Source organism: Levilactobacillus hammesii DSM 16381, from assembly GCF_001434395.1.
GTDB classification, from domain to species: Bacteria; Bacillota; Bacilli; order Lactobacillales; family Lactobacillaceae; genus Levilactobacillus; species Levilactobacillus hammesii.
The window spans coordinates 1-19,324 of record NZ_AZFS01000065.1; the positions used below are offsets into that span (position 1 = coordinate 1).

At 48.8% G+C, this 19,324-nt stretch carries 21 protein-coding genes; 3 read left to right on the forward strand and 18 right to left on the reverse strand.

Annotated features, from left to right (window positions below; all coding sequences use genetic code 11):
• Nucleotides 1–505: 505 nt before the first annotated feature.
• Both FD28_RS11935 and FD28_RS11940 read right to left on the reverse strand, forming a co-directional pair.
• A complete protein-coding gene (locus FD28_RS11935) occupies nt 506–895 on the reverse strand; it encodes a CvfD/Ygs/GSP13 family RNA-binding post-transcriptional regulator (RefSeq protein ID WP_057735312.1) in 390 nt (129 codons plus the stop codon).
• Nucleotides 896–929: 34 nt separating this feature from the next.
• Nucleotides 930–1,517, reverse strand: coding sequence for a peptidylprolyl isomerase (locus tag FD28_RS11940; RefSeq protein ID WP_057735280.1), 588 nt, complete (start codon nt 1,515–1,517; stop codon nt 930–932).
• A gap of 132 nt (nt 1,518–1,649) precedes the next feature.
• On the opposite strand from FD28_RS11940, the gene FD28_RS11945 reads away from it, so the two are divergent.
• Both FD28_RS11945 and FD28_RS11950 read left to right on the forward strand, forming a co-directional pair.
• Complete coding sequence (locus FD28_RS11945; protein WP_057735281.1) at nt 1,650–2,159, forward strand: phosphatidylglycerophosphatase A family protein; 510 nt, start codon at nt 1,650–1,652, stop codon at nt 2,157–2,159.
• A gap of 98 nt (nt 2,160–2,257) precedes the next feature.
• Nucleotides 2,258–2,929 (forward strand): VTT domain-containing protein, encoded by a 672-nt coding sequence (locus FD28_RS11950; RefSeq protein ID WP_057735282.1) that lies wholly within the window; start codon nt 2,258–2,260, stop codon nt 2,927–2,929.
• A gap of 55 nt (nt 2,930–2,984) precedes the next feature.
• Here FD28_RS11950 and FD28_RS11955 read toward each other — a convergent pair whose 3' ends face one another.
• Both FD28_RS11955 and FD28_RS11960 read right to left on the reverse strand, forming a co-directional pair.
• Nucleotides 2,985–4,316 (reverse strand): MFS transporter, encoded by a 1,332-nt coding sequence (locus FD28_RS11955; protein ID WP_057735283.1) that lies wholly within the window; start codon nt 4,314–4,316, stop codon nt 2,985–2,987.
• Nucleotides 4,303–6,585 carry an FAD-dependent oxidoreductase gene (locus FD28_RS11960; protein WP_057735284.1) on the reverse strand — a complete coding sequence of 761 codons (2,283 nt, stop codon included), beginning with the start codon at nt 6,583–6,585 and terminating at the stop codon, nt 4,303–4,305. Before FD28_RS11960 ends, FD28_RS11955 begins: the two co-directional genes overlap by 14 nt.
• Nucleotides 6,586–6,717: 132 nt before the next feature.
• Here FD28_RS11960 and FD28_RS11965 point away from each other — a divergent pair, with 132 nt between their 5' ends.
• Nucleotides 6,718–7,482: an AraC family transcriptional regulator gene (locus FD28_RS11965; RefSeq protein ID WP_057735285.1), complete on the forward strand. Its 765-nt coding sequence runs from the start codon at nt 6,718–6,720 to the stop codon at nt 7,480–7,482.
• Between the two features lie 62 nt (nt 7,483–7,544).
• Here FD28_RS11965 and FD28_RS11970 read toward each other — a convergent pair whose 3' ends face one another.
• The 14 genes from FD28_RS11970 to FD28_RS12035 all read right to left on the reverse strand — a co-directional run bounded on the left by FD28_RS11970 (nt 7,545) and on the right by FD28_RS12035 (nt 19,321).
• The gene (locus tag FD28_RS11970) at nt 7,545–8,201 is read right to left on the reverse strand and encodes a TIGR01906 family membrane protein (RefSeq protein ID WP_057735286.1); all 657 of its coding nucleotides are present in this window, start codon (nt 8,199–8,201) and stop codon (nt 7,545–7,547) included.
• Complete coding sequence (locus tag FD28_RS11975) at nt 8,194–8,988, reverse strand: TIGR01457 family HAD-type hydrolase (RefSeq protein WP_057735287.1); 795 nt, start codon at nt 8,986–8,988, stop codon at nt 8,194–8,196. The genes FD28_RS11970 and FD28_RS11975 overlap by 8 nt, the downstream gene beginning before the upstream one ends.
• Before the next feature lie 12 nt (nt 8,989–9,000).
• Entirely contained in the window at nt 9,001–9,726 is a 726-nt protein-coding gene (locus FD28_RS11980; protein WP_057735288.1) for a YutD family protein, read from the reverse strand.
• Nucleotides 9,727–9,731: 5 nt separating this feature from the next.
• The gene (locus FD28_RS11985) at nt 9,732–11,120 is read right to left on the reverse strand and encodes a bifunctional metallophosphatase/5'-nucleotidase (RefSeq protein WP_057735289.1); all 1,389 of its coding nucleotides are present in this window, start codon (nt 11,118–11,120) and stop codon (nt 9,732–9,734) included.
• Nucleotides 11,121–11,269: 149 nt separating this feature from the next.
• Entirely contained in the window at nt 11,270–11,878 is a 609-nt protein-coding gene (locus FD28_RS11990) for a metallophosphoesterase family protein (RefSeq protein ID WP_057735290.1), read from the reverse strand.
• Nucleotides 11,879–11,892: 14 nt separating this feature from the next.
• The gene (locus FD28_RS11995) at nt 11,893–12,741 is read right to left on the reverse strand and encodes an aldo/keto reductase (RefSeq protein ID WP_057735291.1); all 849 of its coding nucleotides are present in this window, start codon (nt 12,739–12,741) and stop codon (nt 11,893–11,895) included.
• A gap of 137 nt (nt 12,742–12,878) precedes the next feature.
• Entirely contained in the window at nt 12,879–14,276 is a 1,398-nt protein-coding gene (locus tag FD28_RS12000) for an amino acid permease (RefSeq protein WP_057735292.1), read from the reverse strand.
• 204 nt (nt 14,277–14,480) lie between these two features.
• The gene (locus FD28_RS12005; protein ID WP_057735293.1) at nt 14,481–15,671 is read right to left on the reverse strand and encodes an acetate/propionate family kinase; all 1,191 of its coding nucleotides are present in this window, start codon (nt 15,669–15,671) and stop codon (nt 14,481–14,483) included.
• Between the two features lie 16 nt (nt 15,672–15,687).
• Nucleotides 15,688–16,707: an N-6 DNA methylase gene (locus FD28_RS12010; protein ID WP_057735313.1), complete on the reverse strand. Its 1,020-nt coding sequence runs from the start codon at nt 16,705–16,707 to the stop codon at nt 15,688–15,690.
• 289 nt (nt 16,708–16,996) lie between these two features.
• Nucleotides 16,997–17,428, reverse strand: a complete 432-nt coding sequence (locus FD28_RS12015; RefSeq protein ID WP_057735294.1) for a prepilin-type N-terminal cleavage/methylation domain-containing protein — start codon at nt 17,426–17,428, stop codon at nt 16,997–16,999.
• On the reverse strand, nt 17,425–17,574 hold the full coding sequence (locus FD28_RS12020; protein WP_235806901.1) for a hypothetical protein: 150 nt from the start codon (nt 17,572–17,574) through the stop codon (nt 17,425–17,427). Before FD28_RS12020 ends, FD28_RS12015 begins: the two co-directional genes overlap by 4 nt.
• A gap of 7 nt (nt 17,575–17,581) precedes the next feature.
• Nucleotides 17,582–18,067 carry a pilus assembly FimT family protein gene (locus FD28_RS12025; protein ID WP_235806902.1) on the reverse strand — a complete coding sequence of 162 codons (486 nt, stop codon included), beginning with the start codon at nt 18,065–18,067 and terminating at the stop codon, nt 17,582–17,584.
• Nucleotides 18,045–18,344, reverse strand: coding sequence for a competence type IV pilus major pilin ComGC (locus FD28_RS12030; RefSeq protein ID WP_057735296.1), 300 nt, complete (start codon nt 18,342–18,344; stop codon nt 18,045–18,047). The genes FD28_RS12025 and FD28_RS12030 overlap by 23 nt, the downstream gene beginning before the upstream one ends.
• The gene (locus tag FD28_RS12035) at nt 18,341–19,321 is read right to left on the reverse strand and encodes a type II secretion system F family protein (RefSeq protein WP_057735297.1); all 981 of its coding nucleotides are present in this window, start codon (nt 19,319–19,321) and stop codon (nt 18,341–18,343) included. Before FD28_RS12035 ends, FD28_RS12030 begins: the two co-directional genes overlap by 4 nt.
• Nucleotides 19,322–19,324 lie beyond the last annotated feature (3 nt).

The following is a 19,324-nucleotide window of genomic DNA, read 5'->3' on the forward strand; positions in this document are numbered from 1 at the left end:
CATGCCGCCAGCGTTCGTCCTGAGCCAGGATCAAACTCTCATCTTATAGATGATGCGCTTGAATAGCTCATCGATTGTTGTTACTTTTTTTAAAAGCGAATTGACTTCGCAAATATTGTTTGGGTTTGATATAACTATCAAACCGCCCTACACATATTTGGTTTGTCGAAACAATGTTCAGTTTTCAAAGGTCTACCTAAGTGATTACCGAAGTAATCAACTTAATCATCATATCATGTCGTCAAAACCATGTCAACATCTTTTTTCAACTTCCTGAATATTTATTCAACATTTCGGAATGTCTAGAAAACGTTTGAATCACGTTTTGACAACATAAACCATTCTATCAGTTGCTGTTTAACTCGTCAAGCACAAATTTCAAATTTGTATGACTATTCAATAACTTGTTATTTATGCATCAGTCGTCTCAAACAGCAACAGGTAATATCTTATCAATCATCTCCCCATTGGTCAAGCATTTTTTCAAAAAATAAAAGCATCCCCGTTATGAGGATGCTTTCTCCTGATTCAAATGCCGTAATGCTTCGGTCTTCCATCCCGCCAACCGATCATCAATTGGCTTAAAACCAATGTTGATTCGGTGGTTCGTCCAGTAATGGCGATGTTGATGTTCATCTGGCTCTGGTCCAAAATCAACGTGCTCTAAACAACGTAACGATAGGCTAATCTTACCGGTAAACTCATCAATATCAAGCACAACCACGTTAACTTCTTGATTAACCTTCAAATAGTCATGGATATCCTTCACGTAACCACAATGACATTCCGAGATATGAATTAGGCCCTGACGGTGACCACCGAGGCTGACAAATGCACCATACGGTTGAATCCCCGTAATTCGTCCTGTCACTCTTTGACCAATTTTAAATGCCATCGTCTCATCTCCCATCCGTATACCTCATCAGAAATTATTCGTTAACTGTCACCTTATCCATCGTCACAGGCGTAGCTGGTTGATCACTGGCATCCGTCTTAACGGCTGCAATGGCGTCAACGACATCCATCCCCTTGATGACTTGTCCAAACACGGTGTGCCGGAAATCTAGCCAAGGGGTTCCCCCATCCTTGTAAGCATCTACAATTTCTTCAGGGAAACCTGCATCCTTCATCTGTGATTGCATCTGATCAGTCATGTCCTTATCCTGAACAATAAAGAATTGACTGCCGTTCGTATTAGGACCCGCATTCGCCATCGATAATGCCCCACGCAAGTTATATAGCTCTGGTGAGAATTCATCTTCAAAGGGTTGGCCCCAAATACTCTCGCCACCCATACCAGTACCCGTTGGATCCCCACCTTGAATCATAAAGTTAGGAATCACCCGGTGGAAAGTCATCCCATCGTAGTAACCAGCTTTAGCGTGCGTTACAAAGTTTTCAACTGTCTTTGGTGCTTGTTCGGGGAAGAGTTGCAGCTGAATGGTCCCCATGGACGTTTCAATCGTTACTTGTGGACCCCTGGCGTTAGCCAAATCAATTTGTGGAAACTTTGTCATAATTATCCTCCATATCTTTCAAAACCGTTATCTAGTTGTCTATTATCACCGCCAGCACGGAAAAATGCAACTGATGTCACTGGTGCTATACTAGACTTATCAAATTAACGCGAAAGGAAGTTTCTATATAATATGATTAAACCATCCACTGCATACGGCCAACGGACCATCGATCTTCTTCACGAACGGGGTGTTGAGCTGACAGACATTGCTGATCTCGTAATCTACCTGCAAAAAGACTTCATTACAGACTTAACACCAGACATGGCTCTGCACAGTGTTCAAACCGTCCTCAACAAACGAGAAGTTCAAAATGCCGTGATCACTGGTATTCAATTGGACATTGCCGCCGAGCATCACACCCTGATGGAACCTCTTCAAACCATCGTTGAACGTGATGAAGGGCTCTACGGTGTTGATGAAACCATGGCGCTATCCATTGTTGACCTCTACGGATCGATTGGATTCACCAACTACGGTTACATTGACCGGACCAAGCCTGGTATCCTTGCCAAATTAAACGCCCACGAACCCGGGATCATTCACACTTTTCTCGATGATCTGGTTGGCGCCATCGCCGCTGCAGGGGCAGCCCGCCTCGCACACGACGATGCCAACGAACAAGATACACCGTTTAAATAATTATCACAATTTCATTAAGCTTCGCCGGACCTGCTGACATTGGGATAAAAAACTTTTACAATGTGGGTATTATCAAATAACAACTAAGGAGCACCTAAATGGCCTATTTAATTGATTTTGTTCTCCACATTGACGATCACCTGGTAAACATCGTCAATACCTTTGGTGGGTCCACCTACCTCATCTTGTTTGCCATCATCTTTGTGGAGACTGGTGCCGTGATTCTGCCCTTCTTACCAGGGGATTCACTGCTCTTCGCTGCGGCTGCCCTGGCCGCTAACCCAGCATATGGCCTTAACATTTGGCTATTCGTTGCCATCTTCCTATTGGCGGCCATTGCTGGTGATTCGCTTAACTTCTATCTCGGCGGTCGTGCCGGTGCAGCACTGTCGAACCATTCCTGGTTTGGCAAGCTGATTAATAAGGATAAATTGGCGCAGTCCGAACAGTTCTTCAAGAAGCATGGCCCGTTGGCAATCTTCTTGGGCCGGTTCATGCCCATCATCCGAACCTTCGTCCCATTCACGGCGGCTGGTTCACAGTTCCCCTATCGCCGCTTTCTGAAGTACAACGTCAGTGCGGCGCTGACTTGGGTCTTCATCTGTTGCGGTGGCGGTTACTTCTTCGGTAACATTCCATTCGTTAAGGAACACTTCTCGGCCGTCGTCTTGGGAATCATTGTGATTTCCCTTATCCCAGCTATTGTAGGTTGGTTACGCGGTCGGCGTCCTTCACATCCCGCACCACGTCGGATTCCGGAAGACGATTAAATGTAACGTAAAAAATGGTACTGACAGCGATGTCGGTACCATTTTTATATTGGCTTTATTTCTCGTCCGTCTTAGGTAAATCAATTTTTCCTACGATAAAGATGTAGGACAGTGCGCCTAAAAGAGCAATGAATGCGATGAAGACCAATGCTGAGGAGAAGTTGCCATTGGCAACCAAGAATCCAATGACAATTGGCACCACTATAGAAGAAAGTGCACCACAAAAGTTAAACATCCCACCCGCTAATCCAATCAATTCTTTAGGAGCCAAGGCGGTAACGAATACCCACGTGATCGTTGCCAAGCCATTGCCGAAAAAGGCAATCGACATAAACATAATGATTAGAACCGGGTTAGTCGTAAAGTTTGCCCCCATAATCAAAAGCGTTAAGAGTAATCCTGCAATCACCGGTAGTTTCCGCGCAAAACTCTCAGAATGCTTTCCCTTTAGCAAACGATCAGAGACATAGCCAGCTAAGATAACACCTGCAAAGGCCGAAAGATACGGAATACTTGATAACATCCCCGATTGAAGAAAATTAATGTGCTTTGCCTCGGTCAGATAAGTTGGGAACCAAGTCAAGAAGAACCAAAATGTTCCAGAAATTGCAAACTGCCCTATGTAGATCCCAATTAGTCGCCGATTGAATAGTTTGCGCACATTCGCCCAGGTTAGTTTAGCCTTGGGTTGCTGATTTTTCTCTTTAATAAACTCTTCTTCTGTAATCGCACCACCAGCTTGGATATACTCGAGTTCGTCAGCTCCAATCCACCGACTCTTCTGCGGATCATGATAAATGACAAACCACACGATAGACCAAATAATACCGATAATCCCTGTCACAATGAACAGCCCTTGCCAGCCAATGCTCTTATGAATGGCAAACAAAATAGGCGTTGAAAAAGCTAATCCTAAAAATTGGGCCGAGGAATAAATTCCAATCGCCGTTCCCCGCTCGTCATCTGGAAACCAATAAGAAACTGCTCGATTGTTTGCTGGCATAACCGGCGCCTCAAAGAACCCAATCCCCAATCGGAGCCCTAAAAGTTGACCAAAGTTCCCTACCATTGACTGGAACACCGTAATCACTGACCAGAAGAAAAGACTAATTGTATACGTGATCCGTGATCCCAATTTGTCCAGTAGAATTCCACCAGGAATCTGCATGGCCGCGTAAATCCAGCCAAATGCTGAGAAAATCAGTCCTTGCTGTACCGTAGATAGGCCAATATCCTTGGCCATCTCGGGCATGGCGATCGAGACATTAGTTCGATCCATATAGTTAATAATGATGTTGACGAAGATTAAAGCTAAGACAATGTAACGAATATGCGTAGACAACTTGGGCTTAGCCTTGATCGCCGTGGCTGTTTTAGTCTCCTTCATGAGTATCGACTCCTTTTCTTAATGTTTGAATGGTTGAATAGGCACGGACTTCAACAATTGAAAATTGTTCACTCCCGTTAGTTGCCAACGTGCGTATCCGTATACGCTGCGTCCTAATTGCTTCTGGCAACCGTATAATCACGTGTCGTTTTCTGTTGGCCTGAATGTTCGCCAAAGTCTGCCACCCTTGGTCCGTCAAGTAGTCCACGGTAAAATCCTTCAGTAATTCTGGCATAATCGGAAATGCTGTGCGATGGTGATGAAGATTGATGAGATCCTCATTGAGATCATCGTTAAGAATCATACGAACTTCTTGAATCGTTTGTGGCTTAGTCCATTCAAACGTCACATTCTCAGGTTGGTTCCGAACCGGTGCTACCCACATGTTTGGACCGGAGAACGGACGAATGTAACCATTAGTAACCTTCTCAGGGGTGAATGCTGCTGTCTGATCTACCCGAAAAACAAAATTTTCCCGATTGAAGGTTTGATTCGTCCATTTCAGAATAGGACTCGTCCGAACAAAGTGATGGAGTTTCGGTTGTTTTAACTCACCCACTGGCTCATTGATAAAACTAAGGACCCCCTGAAAGGCCTGCCGGCTGACTCGCAAATTAAGATGATCTTCTCCTGTAACCTTCACAAAAACATTCTGCGGCTGATCTGGTCGCCACACAAATGGAATCGTCACCCATCCGTGCGTTTGTGCCGCAACAGTGACATGCTCAGTCTTCAATAACTTATCTGGAATGTAGTTTTGTCCCTTACCAGTCTGATAAAAGCTCACTTGTAGATTACCGGCCTGCTGAGCATCCACCATCAAGTCCACTGCCCGGACCTCAGGATTCACTGGAAACATGAAGGCAACAGGCTTGGTTAATGGATAAATTCGACTGTCCTCGCGGTATGTATTAATCGTCGTTAGGCTGTGACTTGCCGTAACGGATGCCTGTGGCATTAAATCATCGGAATCAGTTAAACCTAAACCTAGAATGGCACTATCCTCACGAAGCATGACGCGCTGAAATTCCGCTAAATGATTCTGATAGATGTCTCTCGCCATTATCCCTCGACTCCACGCAAAGGCAGCTGCTAGTCCAGCAGCTTGGCCACCAATCGCACAGGTTGCCATGACCCGCGTTGAGCCAAAGGCTACGTGACTGACACTAATGTCTCGGCCCGCTAAAAACAAGTTATGGATGTTTCTGGAATACAACGACCGCAATGGAATGTGGTAAAGACCATCAGGCACAGAGTCTTCCGTCCCAGCTTCTTTGGTATACATCCCCGAAGCCGGGTGGATATCAATCGACCACCCACCAAAAGCAACCTTATCCACAAAATCTGTCTGTTCTTCAATGTCTTGCTGGCGTAAGACATAGTCACCCAAGAAACGACGGTATTCTCGTTTCCCTACGACAGAGCCAACCCATTCTAACGTCAAATTATCGGCATCGTAGTTCCCTGAATTCTTAATATAATCCCAGATTCCGTAAACAGCAGCTTGCAATTCATCACGAATCATCTCATTATCATGAACAATGTCGTGATCACCGCCCCATTCGATCCACCAATAAGCACAGCCGTTATCGTCTTTTTTAATCACCCTGCTCTTAACAATTTCCGTCTGTGTAATGTCCCTAGCAAAGAATGGCTTAACAAATGTGACTGGGTGGCCAACATCTTTCGTATAGAAAAATAGAGAGCTTCCTAGTAATTTTTGATCAGCTACTTTCGGTGCTAACGACTCACCGAAAGCTTCACGCGATTCTCGTCCAAGGTGATAGTCCGCACCGGCATTAAATGCCACCACGCCATCGCCTGTACAATCGATAAAGTAATTGCTGACAAATGTCAGTTGCGTTTCCGACCCTTGGACAAAACCCGTCACTGATTGAATTGTCTGCTCGTCCTTCATCTCAACTTGTAAGACTTCCGTATCCAGATACAACGAGATGTTGGGTTCCGCACGCACTTTCTCCAAAAGCAAGACATCCCAGAGATAGGGATTACCATCAGGATTACGATACTGGTTCTCAACAAACAGTTCCCCCATAATGCCATTTTCGCGACCGTATCGGTTAATACCATGCTTAGAAGCACCACCGACCCACACTCGAATCTCGCTACTAGAATTACCACCTAAAACACTTCTATTTTGGACTAACGCTACGTGACAACCGACCCTAGCACTACTGATAGCTGCACAAATGCCGGCCAATCCACCACCAATGACAACAACGTCAAAAGTTTGTGAGCGACTCTTCATAGAATTCACGACCCCTTGTTTATTTAGTTGACGTCTATTATTATGAATGTAGAAGGTAGCGCTTACAATTTCCTTTTTTGTCATTTATTTTTCTTTTTTTGACCTGACCATTTTGGGGGAGGTAGTGTTAAAATGCTCACAATTGAAACGAACCAGTATACATTTTGGCAGGAAAAGCCACATTTTCTCTTGCATTCTGACACGGAAAACTTCTGGGTCATGTATATTATCGAAGATGGTGATTGTAACTATCAAATCGGCAATCAATCGGGCCAGGCCCATCGTGACAGTATTCTTCTTTGTCCCCCTCAAGTTGAATTTCGCCGACGGGTAGTTCATCCCCTAACGTTTCATTTTATCCGGTTTAACTTCACCTCACATTTTTTTAAGGATCAAGATCTACTCGGTCACTTTGCCCAGGCTAACGACCGTATCCTAGAAGATTGTTCTTATTTGCGGCAGCTCGAATATTGTCCCTCAGATGAAGTCAGTGTCCTCCAAAATCACTTCATTGCGGATATTTTTAATACCGAACTCTATCGGCGACTATTTGAGCAACATCACCCCACCATTCATTCTCCATCGATCAAAGCCGCCGTTGCCTTTATGGCAACCCATTACCAGGATCAGATTACCATTAATGAAGTTGCGCAAGAGATCGGCTGGAGTTCTGCCTATTTTTCTCGCCGATTTAAATGCGAAGTGGGGATTACACCTGTCCAATACCTTGAACATCTGAAAATGCGAGCAGTCCAACAACTCTTAATTACCACCGATCTTCCTATCGACACAGTTGCTACTAAAGCTGGTTACTCTGATGGCTATTACCTTAGTCGTAAATTTTCAGCCTGCATGCACACGTCACCAAGTGAATTTCGCCATAATCATCAAATCTAATCTTTTCAAACAAAAATACGCAACCGACAAAATTTCTGTTGGTTGCGTATTTGTATTCAATTCTAATTTTTCTTTTGCGAGTTCGTTTCGCCCACATGCTTAAACGACTGCCGCCCCAGCCAATACAGCCAGAGTAACCCCGCCTCAAACAACACAAAGGCCAGAATAAAACAGTGGAGAAAAAACGTGTCCGGCAATGCCGTAATAATTGGGTCCAAACTCGGGTCAAACAACCAATCATTGTTCCGAAAAAGTAGTTTATGAAAATCAATAAAGAAGTCATTGAAATCAACGGCCATGATCGCCGCTAAAACCACCGGAACCACCGTGGCCACCTGCATGGGTCGAATCAACCGCCACCGCTCGTCATAGCGCTTTAACCGGCGGAAATACCACCCAGCTGGATAAAGACTCAGGAGCAATACAACATTATTCAATAAAAACAGCTTCTTCACGTCATGAAAGTGGATCATCCCCGTGAAGGACGTTGGAAAGTCGGTCATCTTTAAATCAGTCACCCACGGCAACTCAAGGTACCCCAGCATCTGATAGTAGTTTCGCATAATCTTGTGGGGAGCCATCTGAACGGTCTGACTAATATTCAACCAGTGAATATCCAGTCGATACAACCACACGGCATTGATCGTCAAAAAGATACTTAACGTTAAGAGCAATAAAATTAGCGCAGTCAACCCCACGCCACGTTGCCACCTAGTCAACTGGCCCCACCTCGATGTCCCAATGAGCTAAATCAGGCACCGTATAAGTGGGCTGAATCTTCTGCTGAGCCACCTGCTCCGGCGTTGAAACCCCGGTATAGGTCAACAACGTGTCAACTCCCGCACGAATCCCCGCGAGAATATCCGTCTGATAATTATCACCGACCATTAACGCCTGATCCGGTGCAATTCCCATCATTTCCAAAGAATTCTGCAAGATGATGGGTTCCGGCTTCCCCACAAAGATGGGTTCCGTCTGTGTAGCATACCGCACCAAATCAACCAGGGCACCAGCGCCCGGCATCAATCCACGAGCCTTAGGAATGTTGGAATCCGAGTTCGTCCCAATGAACGTCGACCCACTCCGAATGGCCAAGATAGCCTTAGCAAATTTTTCATAGGTCACGTCACTATCAAGCCCCACGACCACGTACTCTGGATGATCTTCATCAACCGTAAAGCCCTTGGCTGCCAGTGCCTGATTCAGGCCAATCTCCCCCACCACGTAGACCGTTCGTTTGCCCGTCTTGCCGGCTCGTTCGTCTAAGAAGTCTGCCGTAGCCAATCCCGCCGTATAGACGTTATCGGTTGTCACGTGGATATCGTGATTGTCTGCTAAATTAGCCACCACATCAACGGGCAGCTTCGTGGTATTATTCGTCACAAATTTAAACGGGATGTGGGCCGCCTGAATCCGTTCTACAAAGGCCTTGGCCTTCGGATACCGCTTGCTCCCTGCATAAACCGTGCCGTCCAAGTCGATTAAATAGGCCTGATAATTTTTCATTGCAACTTCTCCCTAATTCTCTTTTTTCTGCCGAATTGTAAAATGACGGCGTCCCTGACCACCCGTAGCGACGGTGACCGTCTTAGCGGTGTCCGTCTTCGGTTGTGTCGTCGTCCGGTGTTCTTCGTACGGGTGATTGTTATTCCGCCGACGCGAATGCCGTGAGCGCCGCCGATGGTTCCCATTACCCGAATTGCCGTTACCTGTATTGCCGCCGTTGGTTGGCGTCTTCTCGGTAGCCGGCCGTTTCGGTTGATTCTGTGATTTATTGGGCGTCTTGCTTTGTGCCTTATTTGCCGTCTGATTCTGTTGCGCTGGCTTGTTACCATTGCGCCGTCGTGATCGACTCCGCCGAGGCTTTGGGGCCGCCTTCACGTCCAGGTTGTGCAGAATAAAGTAGGCACAGCCAAAGTTGCAGGATTCATAGAGGTAGTCCTGCACCGCATCAATCTGATTTTGCTTAGCGCCAGCCCGGTCTTCGGCATAAAAACCCTTCAACCGCAACTGCTCGAAGCCCCAGTCACCCACGATATAATCAAATTTACTTAAGATGGTGCTAAAGCGCCGCGAAAATTCCGCAAAATCAAAACCGTCACGAACATCGGCCACCACCTCATAGGGGTGACCATTAATCGTCAGGTGTGTTTCATCCACCCGCACGACCTCTGCTGCCGGCTCCCGGCTTTCTCGTTGTTCGGCAACCAGTGCCTCTAAATCTTTGCGATCCACCGTCGTCATCCTCTCTAGTCTTGGTTTAAGGGGTAGTGTTCACCGAGATACTGGGCGAACACTTCCCGTAATAGGTCTTGGTATAAAATGTGATTTTTCCCCACGATCGAGATGGTTGGGAAAAATGGAATAAACAAGTAATGGTCCAATACAGCAATCTTATACTGCCGATTGGGTGAGAGCGGTTCTCCCCGCCATGTCACCTGATGGGTCTGTTGGTCGTAAGCAATCCCCAGGTAGTTGATCTCCCCAAAGATTTTGCCACGAAAGCCCATCCCCTTTTGGTGGAAGTGGCGTAAGAACAACCGGGCCAATTCGAACTCTTGGATTAAACGCCATAGATCGTAGCCACTCAGGGTCACCGTCATGACGTGCATGTTATGCGGTAGGATCTGGTGCAACTGGTTCTGATTGACCACGCCACGTGGCAGATCCTCCAGGAAGAGGCCGGCGTTCAGAATCGCCGCCTGCGTCCCCGCATATTCCGCAATCGCATGCAGCCCCTCACGAACCAGCCGGGGTTGCCCGGTCAGATCAGACTCCATCGTAACCGGCAGATCGGCGACACGCTGTTCAGACAAGATATCCGTCCCCAGATCATGTAGGCCCTGAATCTCGGCCGCATCACCCGGCTCTTCGGGAAGCGTTGCCGTCTCCACCACACTAGCTGTGGCGGCCTTAACGCGGTGCTGCGAGTCCACCGTGAGCTCAATTTTACCCACGTAGCGGCCAAATTTGCCAGCCGCCGCCAACAGGCTGTGGTGGTCCTGTTCCCCGTTAACAAACAAATGGTGCGTGTGACTACCAATGATCACGTTGACCCGTGGGTAGCGTTTGGCAATCTGACGATCCACGTCCACCCCCAGATGGGAGAGCAGAACACAGACGTCGAAGTCAGCCGCATATGTCGTCAACAACTGTGACAGTGCCGTATCCACCTCGACCGGTAACCACCCTGCCAATGGATATGTCAATTGATAAGGCGCAGTGAGCCCTAAGACCAGGACGCGTGTCCCAGACTTGGTGGTCAACACACGGTGATCAACCGCCCATTTCGGCAGCTCATGCGTATCTGCGGTCAGCAGGTTTCCTAAAACGACCAGAAAGTTGGCGTAGTCGTAGAGGTGATCCAACTGGGCTCGCATATAACTAAGGCCCTCGTTGTTCCCAATGGTCACGGCATCATACCCAATTTGATTCATGAGTTCCACGTTCTTTTGGCCATTAGTGGCCTCCGTCACGGGGTGAACGCGATCCATGTTGTCGCCCAGATCAAACGTATACACCGTGTGACCGGCTGCTTGCGCACTCGCCTTGGCCGCTGCCAGGTAACGTCGAATCCGTGGCCAGTTCTCAAAGTGAGAGTGCAGGTCATTTGTATGCAGGATGGTAATCTGTTCCATGTTCTCTTAGCTCCTCTTAACACTGTGTTTAATCCTACGGCATCAAGGGGCCCCGGTCAAGCGCAATGCCACTTCTCACGAATAACTTGAGAGCGCATCGTGGCGCAACCCGTGACCGTCACCATCCCCCGGCTCACTGCAAACTGCCACTACTGCTTATCCTGAAATTCCTTAGCCTTTCCCGTCACCATTTCCTCGATTTCACTGGTTGAAAACGGCGTCCCAAAAGGCACCTGTTCCTTTAAATAGCGGGTTTCCGGCGTATCCACACCGACATTGATATTTTCTTTAACGGGCACGGCGTAGTGGTGAATGTGCCCATGGAGATTGACAATCTGCTTCACAATTCCCAGCATCATCGGGTAGTGGGTCATGTAGTATTGCCGGTGATCGTATTTGATCAGTGCCCCCACATCATGGAAGGTATATTTTTCCTGACCGTGGTCTACCGGATTGTGGGCGGCCAAATACTTAAAGAGCGCGCGACTATCGTGGTTGCCCTTGATTAGTTCCAGGTGTCCATTCAGTTGCGACAAGACCTCGGCCACCGCCTCATCGGATTTCACGGCCGGCCGCGTAAAGTACAGGGCAATATCCCCAAGATGGTAGACCGTGTCCGTTGGGGCCACCCGCGCATTCCAGTTATCGATGATGGTCTGATTCATCTCTTCAACGTTAGCAAATGGCCGGGGAGCAAAATCGTTCATCCCCAGTAAATCTTTATGGAAGAAATGTGTGTCTGACGTAAAGTATTGCATAGCCTAGCTCCTTCTTAAATAATATCGAGACGTTCCTTCTGTGTTGGACGCGGAAATTGTTGGTCCAATGCCGCCAGTTCTTGCGTTGACAACCGCAACTCACCTGCGGCTAAATTCTGTTCCATGTGGGCAACCGAACTGGTCTGCGGAATGGCCAACACCTGTGGCTGGCGAATAACCCACGCGAGTAAGACCTGATAGACCGTTGCCTGGTGCGCCACGGCAATCTGCTTGACGGTCGCATTGGTTGCGAGATGCTGGCCCCACGAGTCTCCCTGGGCAATTGGCGAATACGCGATCAGGGGCAAGTCATGTTCCGCCTGCCACGGCAGAACGGCGTAGTCTAAGCCCCGACTTCCCAAATGATACAGGTCCTCGTTAGCCGCCGCCTGGTCACCGCCAGGAAGTTGCCAGAGCTCTTTGAGGTCGGCGATGTCAAAATTCGACACGCCCCAAGCCCGAATCTTCCCCGTCTGTTGGAGACGCTGTAATTCGGCGACCGTTTCAGCCAAGGGAACACTCCCCCGCCAATGATAGAGGTAAAGATCCAAATAATCCGTCCGTAAGCGCTGGAGACTCGCCTCTAAGCTGGCGGCCATGCGCTGTCGGGATGCATTCTCGGGCAGAACTTTAGAAATCAAGAAGAGGTCCTCCCGGTGATAAGGCTGCAGTGCCTCACCCACTAAATTCTCCGCTCGACCAGAGCCGTACATTTCAGCGGTATCGATGACGCGTGCGCCGGCAGCAATGCCCGCCTGAATCGCCGCAATCTCCGTTTCCCGTTGTGCGGGCCGATCACCCATGTGCCACGTTCCAATGCCAATAACGGGCACCGTGCGTCCCGCAATTTTTACGTTTTGCATCCTAACACCTCATTTAACTTTTTAATGATCGCTATACCGAAAAATAGCCCTACTTCCATCCTAGCACTTCGCTTCTATCTTCGCTGACCTCATTCTCACAAAAAGGGCCCCGCCAGTCGACGGAGCCCTTACTTGATTTACTTATCAGAATTAATCAGACTTGCAGCGACACGGCGATCGCGGAATCGCTTGCCAATACTGAGGCCAACTAGCCAAAGAATGGACCCGATCAAGGCAATCAAGGTGTCGACCCTGAACAAGAGAACCACCGCCACCATCCCCAAGAAAGCCAGGATGAAATAATCACTCATTGGGAAGAACGGCATCTTAAAGGTGCTATTGCGACGTTCCAACGGGGTCTGTTGCTTCTTGTACTTGATGTGGGCAACGACAATGGCGCCCCAGATAAACAGGAAGCAGGTCGTGGCGATACTGGAGACAAACGCGAAGACGTGCCCGGGAATGATAAAGTTAAGAAAGACGGAAACGGCAATGACCACCGTTGAGAACCGTAGCGCGTGGGTGGGTACCTGTGACCGTGACAAGGTCCCCATGCGTTTGGCGAAATGGCCTTCGCCCCCGTATGTCAGGGAGAAGAGCATCCGCCCGGTCGTGAACAGCGAGCTGTTGCAGGCCGATGCGGCCGCCGTCAGAACCACGAAGTTAATCACTGCGGCAGCGGATTGAATGCCGACGTTCTTGAACACCTGAACGAAGGGACTGCTGGTTGGCGAAACAGCTTGCCAAGGGTAAATGCACATCAAGGCTAACAGCGACCCTAAATAGAAGAGAATGATCCGCAAGGGAATTTCATTGATCGCTTTAGGCAGGACCTTCTTCGGATTGGCCGTCTCGGAAGCGGTCATCCCCACCATTTCAATCCCGACAAAGCTGAAGAGAACCATTTGGAAGGACAGGAAGAAGCCCTTGGCACCGTTGGCGAAGAAGCCGCCGCTGGCCAAATTGGTCACACTTGCATGACCCGCTGGCGTTGGAAAATGAACGGCCACCATGTAGGCGCCGGCTAAGATCAGGGCAACAATAGCCACGATCTTAATAATGGCAAACCAGAATTCAGTTTCCCCAAAAGCACTGACGGTCACTGAATTTAGAGCTAATAGAATGGCCAACAGTGTTAAGGCCGTGACCCAAGACGGTAAGTGCGGGAACCAGAACTGCATGTATTGCCCGGCCGCTGTGACCTCGGCCATCGCAATGGTAATCCAACAAACCCAGTACGTCCATCCGGCAACAAAGCTCATGTTGTCACCCAAGTACCGTTTAATAAAATCAATGTAGGAGTGAACCTCGAGGTCAGAAAGTAGCAGTTCCCCAAGTGCTCGCATTAACAAGAAACACATAATTCCCGTGGCCAGGTAGGCCAAAATAATGGATGGCCCCGCTAAATGAATGGATTGGCCAGCTCCCAAGAAGAGTCCCGTGCCGATTGTTCCCCCAAGAGCAATCAGCTGGACGTGGCGGCTTTGCAATCCCCGCGAAAATTCCTGGTTGTTATTCGATTGACTTTCTTTCATCTTAATCGCCCCTTTGTTGAAATATATTATACACATCTGAATGGGCAATGCCAGTTCCAATGCTGGTTAGTTCGACTAACTAAACAGCGTTGAAGCCCGGTATAAACGAATTTGATTCACTTTAAAACCATTTACATGAAAAATGTTCAACTTTCGATGAAATAAAACACCTTTCCGAATAAAATCGAAAAGGTGTCTGTCTAACTATTTGCGTAACCGTTCGATATCGCGAACAATCATTAATTCTTCATCCGTTGGGATTAGGAGCGTCTTAATCTTTGAACCAGCGGCACTCAGGTCACGTTCAACCCCACGAATATCGTTCTTTTCTGGGTCAACCGCAATCCCGAAGTAGTTCAACTTATCAGCGACTTCTTGACGAATCATGATGTCGTTTTCACCAACACCGGCAGTGAAGACAATGGCGTCAGCACCACCCAATTCAGCCAAGTAAGCCCCAACGTAACGAACGATCCGGTTGATGAACATGTCACGTGCTAACTTGGCACGGTGATTCTTGTCCTGAACGGCTTCCAACTCACGCATATCTGCGGAGACACCGGAAACCCCAACCAGACCAGACTTCTTGTTTAAGATGTTGATCATATCGCTTGGCTTGTCGATGTTCAGCTTTTCCATCAGGTAAGCAACTAAGGACGCATCGATGTCCCCAGAACGCGTAGCCATTTCAATCCCGGCCAGTGGCGTGAAGCCCATGGACGTGTCGTATGACTTACCATCTTTAATGGCCGTAATCGATCCACCAGCACCGATATGCAGCGTGATCAGCTTCAAGTCTTCTAATGGCTTGCCCAACATTGCAGCGGCGCGGTGGGCCACGTAACGGTGACTGGTCCCATGTGCCCCATATTTACGTGCCCCGTACTTTTCGTAGTATTCGTAAGGGATCGCATACATGTAGTTAACTTCTGGCATCGTCGTGTGGAAGGACGTGTCAAAGACAGCCACACTCAAGACGTTAGGCAAGATCTTCTTGAAGGCTTCGATGCCCATAGCTGCGGCTGGGTTGTGCAATGGTGCGTATTCAGCCAAGTCCTTGATCTTCTGTAAAACATCATCGTCAATCACAGCGGAGTCCTTAAACTCTTCACCACCGGCAACGACCCGGTGACCAATCCCCGTGATTTCGTTGAAGTCCGTGATGATCTTTAAGTCGGTCAATTGATCCAACATTAATTGGATGGCTTCCTTGTGGTCACTGACTTCTTCATGAGTCTTGTACTTTTCACCATCGCCATACTTGATCTCAACTAAAGAATTGCCCAGACCAATCCGGTCAATGGCCCCTTCAGCGATGACGTTTTCTTCTGGCATTTGGAATAACTTGAACTTTAACGTAGAACTTCCGGCGTTAATTGCTAATGATTTTCCCATTTGGTAATTTCTCCTTTTATGAGCGGTCCGTCAGCAGGTTTTGTTCTTCCCATTGGACGATCTCCGCAACAAACTTTTGAAATGCTGATTGTTCTTTAAATGATGGGAACTCACCCAACATTACCTGTTCAACCTGCTTGGCACCAGCACCCGGCTTCTGTAAAATCAGAATGGCCTTTTGGGCGTTGGCATTCATAAAGAGCTCACTTGGAAGGTTTAATAACCCCTGCAGGTAGGCGTTACCAGCTAGCCACTTCAAGAGGCCTTTCGCTTCTTCCGTCTGGAAGAGTTGCGAAGGCACCAGAAAGACGCCGATGCCCCCGGGCTTCAGTTGATTGAGCGCTTGCTCTAACAATAAATGATGGACAAATGAATGGCCACTAGCCGCATGGGTCTGATAGTTAGCGGCGTTATCATCAATTGGATAATAGCCGATTGGCAGATCTGCGACAATCAAATCACTGGCTGGTACCAGTAACTGCTCCAACGCGTCTTGATGAATCAGCTCGATGGGTAATTGTTGTAGATCACTCGACGTCTGTGCAATGGCCAACATCGTATCATCGTTGTCCACCCCATACGCCTTAATATCGCCATCGACCACTGCCTTCAACTGTGACAAGACCGCCGTCAAGAGATTCCCCGTCCCAACCGTCAAATCAGTGACCGTCAGTTCGGATTTCCCCTTCTCCAGCCGTGTGACCAGGTAACCCATAATGTAGGCTATCGTATCTGGCGTGAGTTGATGGTTGGCTTGAATCTCATCTACACGAATCGCTTTTAACATGGCTAATTGAATCGCCCGGCGAACCGTTTCGGCATCGTCACTTTGCCAGTCGACTTGCGCGTACAGCTTGGTTAATTCGGCTGCCGTTTTCTCGTCTGGCTGACCATCTTCCACCTGAACTTGACCATTAAGTAGGTTATCTCCCGTCTCAATGAACGCATCCAAGTAAGATGTGCTTAGTGCTGCTTGCAGGGTTGTGGTTGATTCATCCAAAACCTTGAAGAGCGCTTCAGTCTGTTCTTGTGACAGTACGCTTCGCCTCCTTGTGAAATTTACATGACTCAACGTTTCCGTTATCTATACTACCGATTTTTCAGGTGTTATTCAAGCAATCTTTGTGGCGAATCTCCGGGTTTTACCGTTCTAGGGTGTCCATTTGATGGTTGCTGGGGGGACTTAATCGCGCGTTCTATTTGTGAAGTCGAACGATTATAGGTTCGAATCAGTTCAAGGGTCGACTGTTGTTTGGCCGATTGACCGGTCAGAACAATGAGTAAAATGAGGCTCACGCCCGCTAAAGAGAACAAGGCCCACAGCGTCAAAAAGCCGTGCCGCTGAGATTGAGAATGGTCGTCTGCCAAGGTAATCGCTCCTGTTTAAGTCGTAATTCGATGAGTCCCGCATAGGCAGTCGGCCGCCATTGAACCGCCTCAACCCGCCGCAATAAGGGGTAGTATCCTTGATGCTGCTGGTTGGTCAGACGGAGAGTGCCTTTTGCATCACACCACACCGCGACTGGTTTATCGTCATGTTGCGTATCTACCAGATTAAGCTGTTGCTGGTCAATTCCCGTTACCCGGTAGCGTCCCGGTTGTTCCAACACCCGAATGACCTGATGCCAGGCAACGGGGTCCTGACGTAGCGGCCTCAAGATGATCCGATCGGTTCCACTAGCCAGGACAAAGATGCCTGAGGCAATGATTAAGGCAAGCAACGCTTCAACCAAGGTAAAACCCTGCCGTTTACTCATTGGGTGGCTGCCCATTTTAGTAATGCCTGGTCATGCCGGGCACGCACTTGTCGAAGCTTTGCCGTCCGAATCTGCTCATTGTGTTGGGTCACCATCAGGGCTTGCTGGGCCAGTAAAATCGTCAAGGCAACAATGCCTAATGCCACCAGGGCATCAGGGACTAGCCAACCGCTTCTCACGGCGGGTCTTCGTGGCTTCCACATAGATCAAAGCGCCTCCTAATTGAAAGGTCTGATACCACCAGACATGGTGGGTCGTGCTGTACCATTCCATCGTAAATGCATCCGAATTGCCTTGCGGTGAAATGGACCACCCCGTCTTGCCATCAACCCAGCGCAACCCACGGGGTGGTGCCAGTCGTCGAAAGACCCGCCGTGGTTGCCCCTGCGCCAGCGTCACGATCCCGGTCTTCCGGTCGACAAAGATGCCAACCGTCTCATTGCGAGCCAAAGCGACCTGCCGGCCCGCCGTCCACAACTGCTGCCAGGCCGGCCAAAAGGCTTGTTCGGCAGCGGCTCGATGCTGGGCGGTTGCCTGCAAACCCACTAACGTTCCCAACCCCGTCACGATAAGCAACACCACTAAGGTCTCATATAGGGTAAACCCCTGTCGCCGTTTAACGCTCCGGTCGTTCATCATGGATTTTAATGCCCTCTTGTTTGGCTTGTTTAACCTGTTGTGCCGTTAAGTACTGCCCCTTTTCCAACACCTCATAGGTCACATGGGTTGCCGTCTGATGATCGTCGAGATACGCCGTGACCTGGCCTTGAACCACTGTTTCCATGGCGTTCTGATGGATACCACGGGCCCGGTGACGTTGACCATTCAGATTGGGGAGAATAATCAATACCAGTAGGGAAATAATGAAGAGAACGATTGTCATTTCAACTAAGGTGAACCCCTGCCGCTTTCTCATTGGTAGACGCCCTGCAAGTTGCCGTACATCGGTAAGAGTAAGCTCAGATAGGCCCCGACGATCAATAAGGCAACGACGGTCAGTAAAACGGGTTGCACCATCGCCAATCCCTGTTCGGTCAAACGCTGTAATTCCCGATAGCGCAGCTGACCATACGCCTCCAGCTCCCGCGTCAGCTGCTCGTGCGTGCGCCCTTTCTGTAACAAGACCACCAGCTGTTGTGGCACAAACGCTTGCTGCCGGAGCCAAATAACCGGCGACTGCCCCGCACGCAGGCGTTGTTCCAGGATCTCTGCCAGTTGATAGAGTAATGCCCTCTCCGGTAATTGGTGGAGCACCACCAGCATCTGCTTCACACTTAATCCGCTGGCCACCAATTGACTCAGATTGGTGGTCAGGTAGTAGGCGTAATAGGCGCGAAAGATTCGACCAACCACCGGCCAACGCAAGTACCAACTGGCCAACCGTAATCGGGTCTGTTGGTGCCACCAACGCCAACCCAAGTAGCCGGCCAGAATGACGCCACTACCCAAGCCAAATACGACATAGTGCTGCCAAGCGCTAGCCGTTCCCGTTTGGGGGGCAATCTCTTGCTGCAGCTGCGGCAGAATGCCCACCTTCAACGTAATCAGTAAGCCCAGCATCCCCACGAGTAAACCCAACGGATACATCAACAACTGCCCTAATCGTTTTCGTTGCGTTGCCATCAATTGGAGAAGTGTCGCTCCCCGTTGCAATGCCACGGCCAAGTCGCCGTGTGCCGCCGTAATCTGCAGCTGAAAATACACGTTGGCCTGCAGATAAGGCGCTAAGCACGTTACAAAGTCTTGTCCGGTCAGCAATTGCGCCTCAATTTGGGCAACACTCGCGGGTAATCCGCTCCCGGCCATTTGGCTAAAACGTAATGACTGGCGCAATGAGAAACCGCTCGCCAGTTGATCCGCTAATAATTGACAGAACTGTTGCTGACTGGTCAAGGG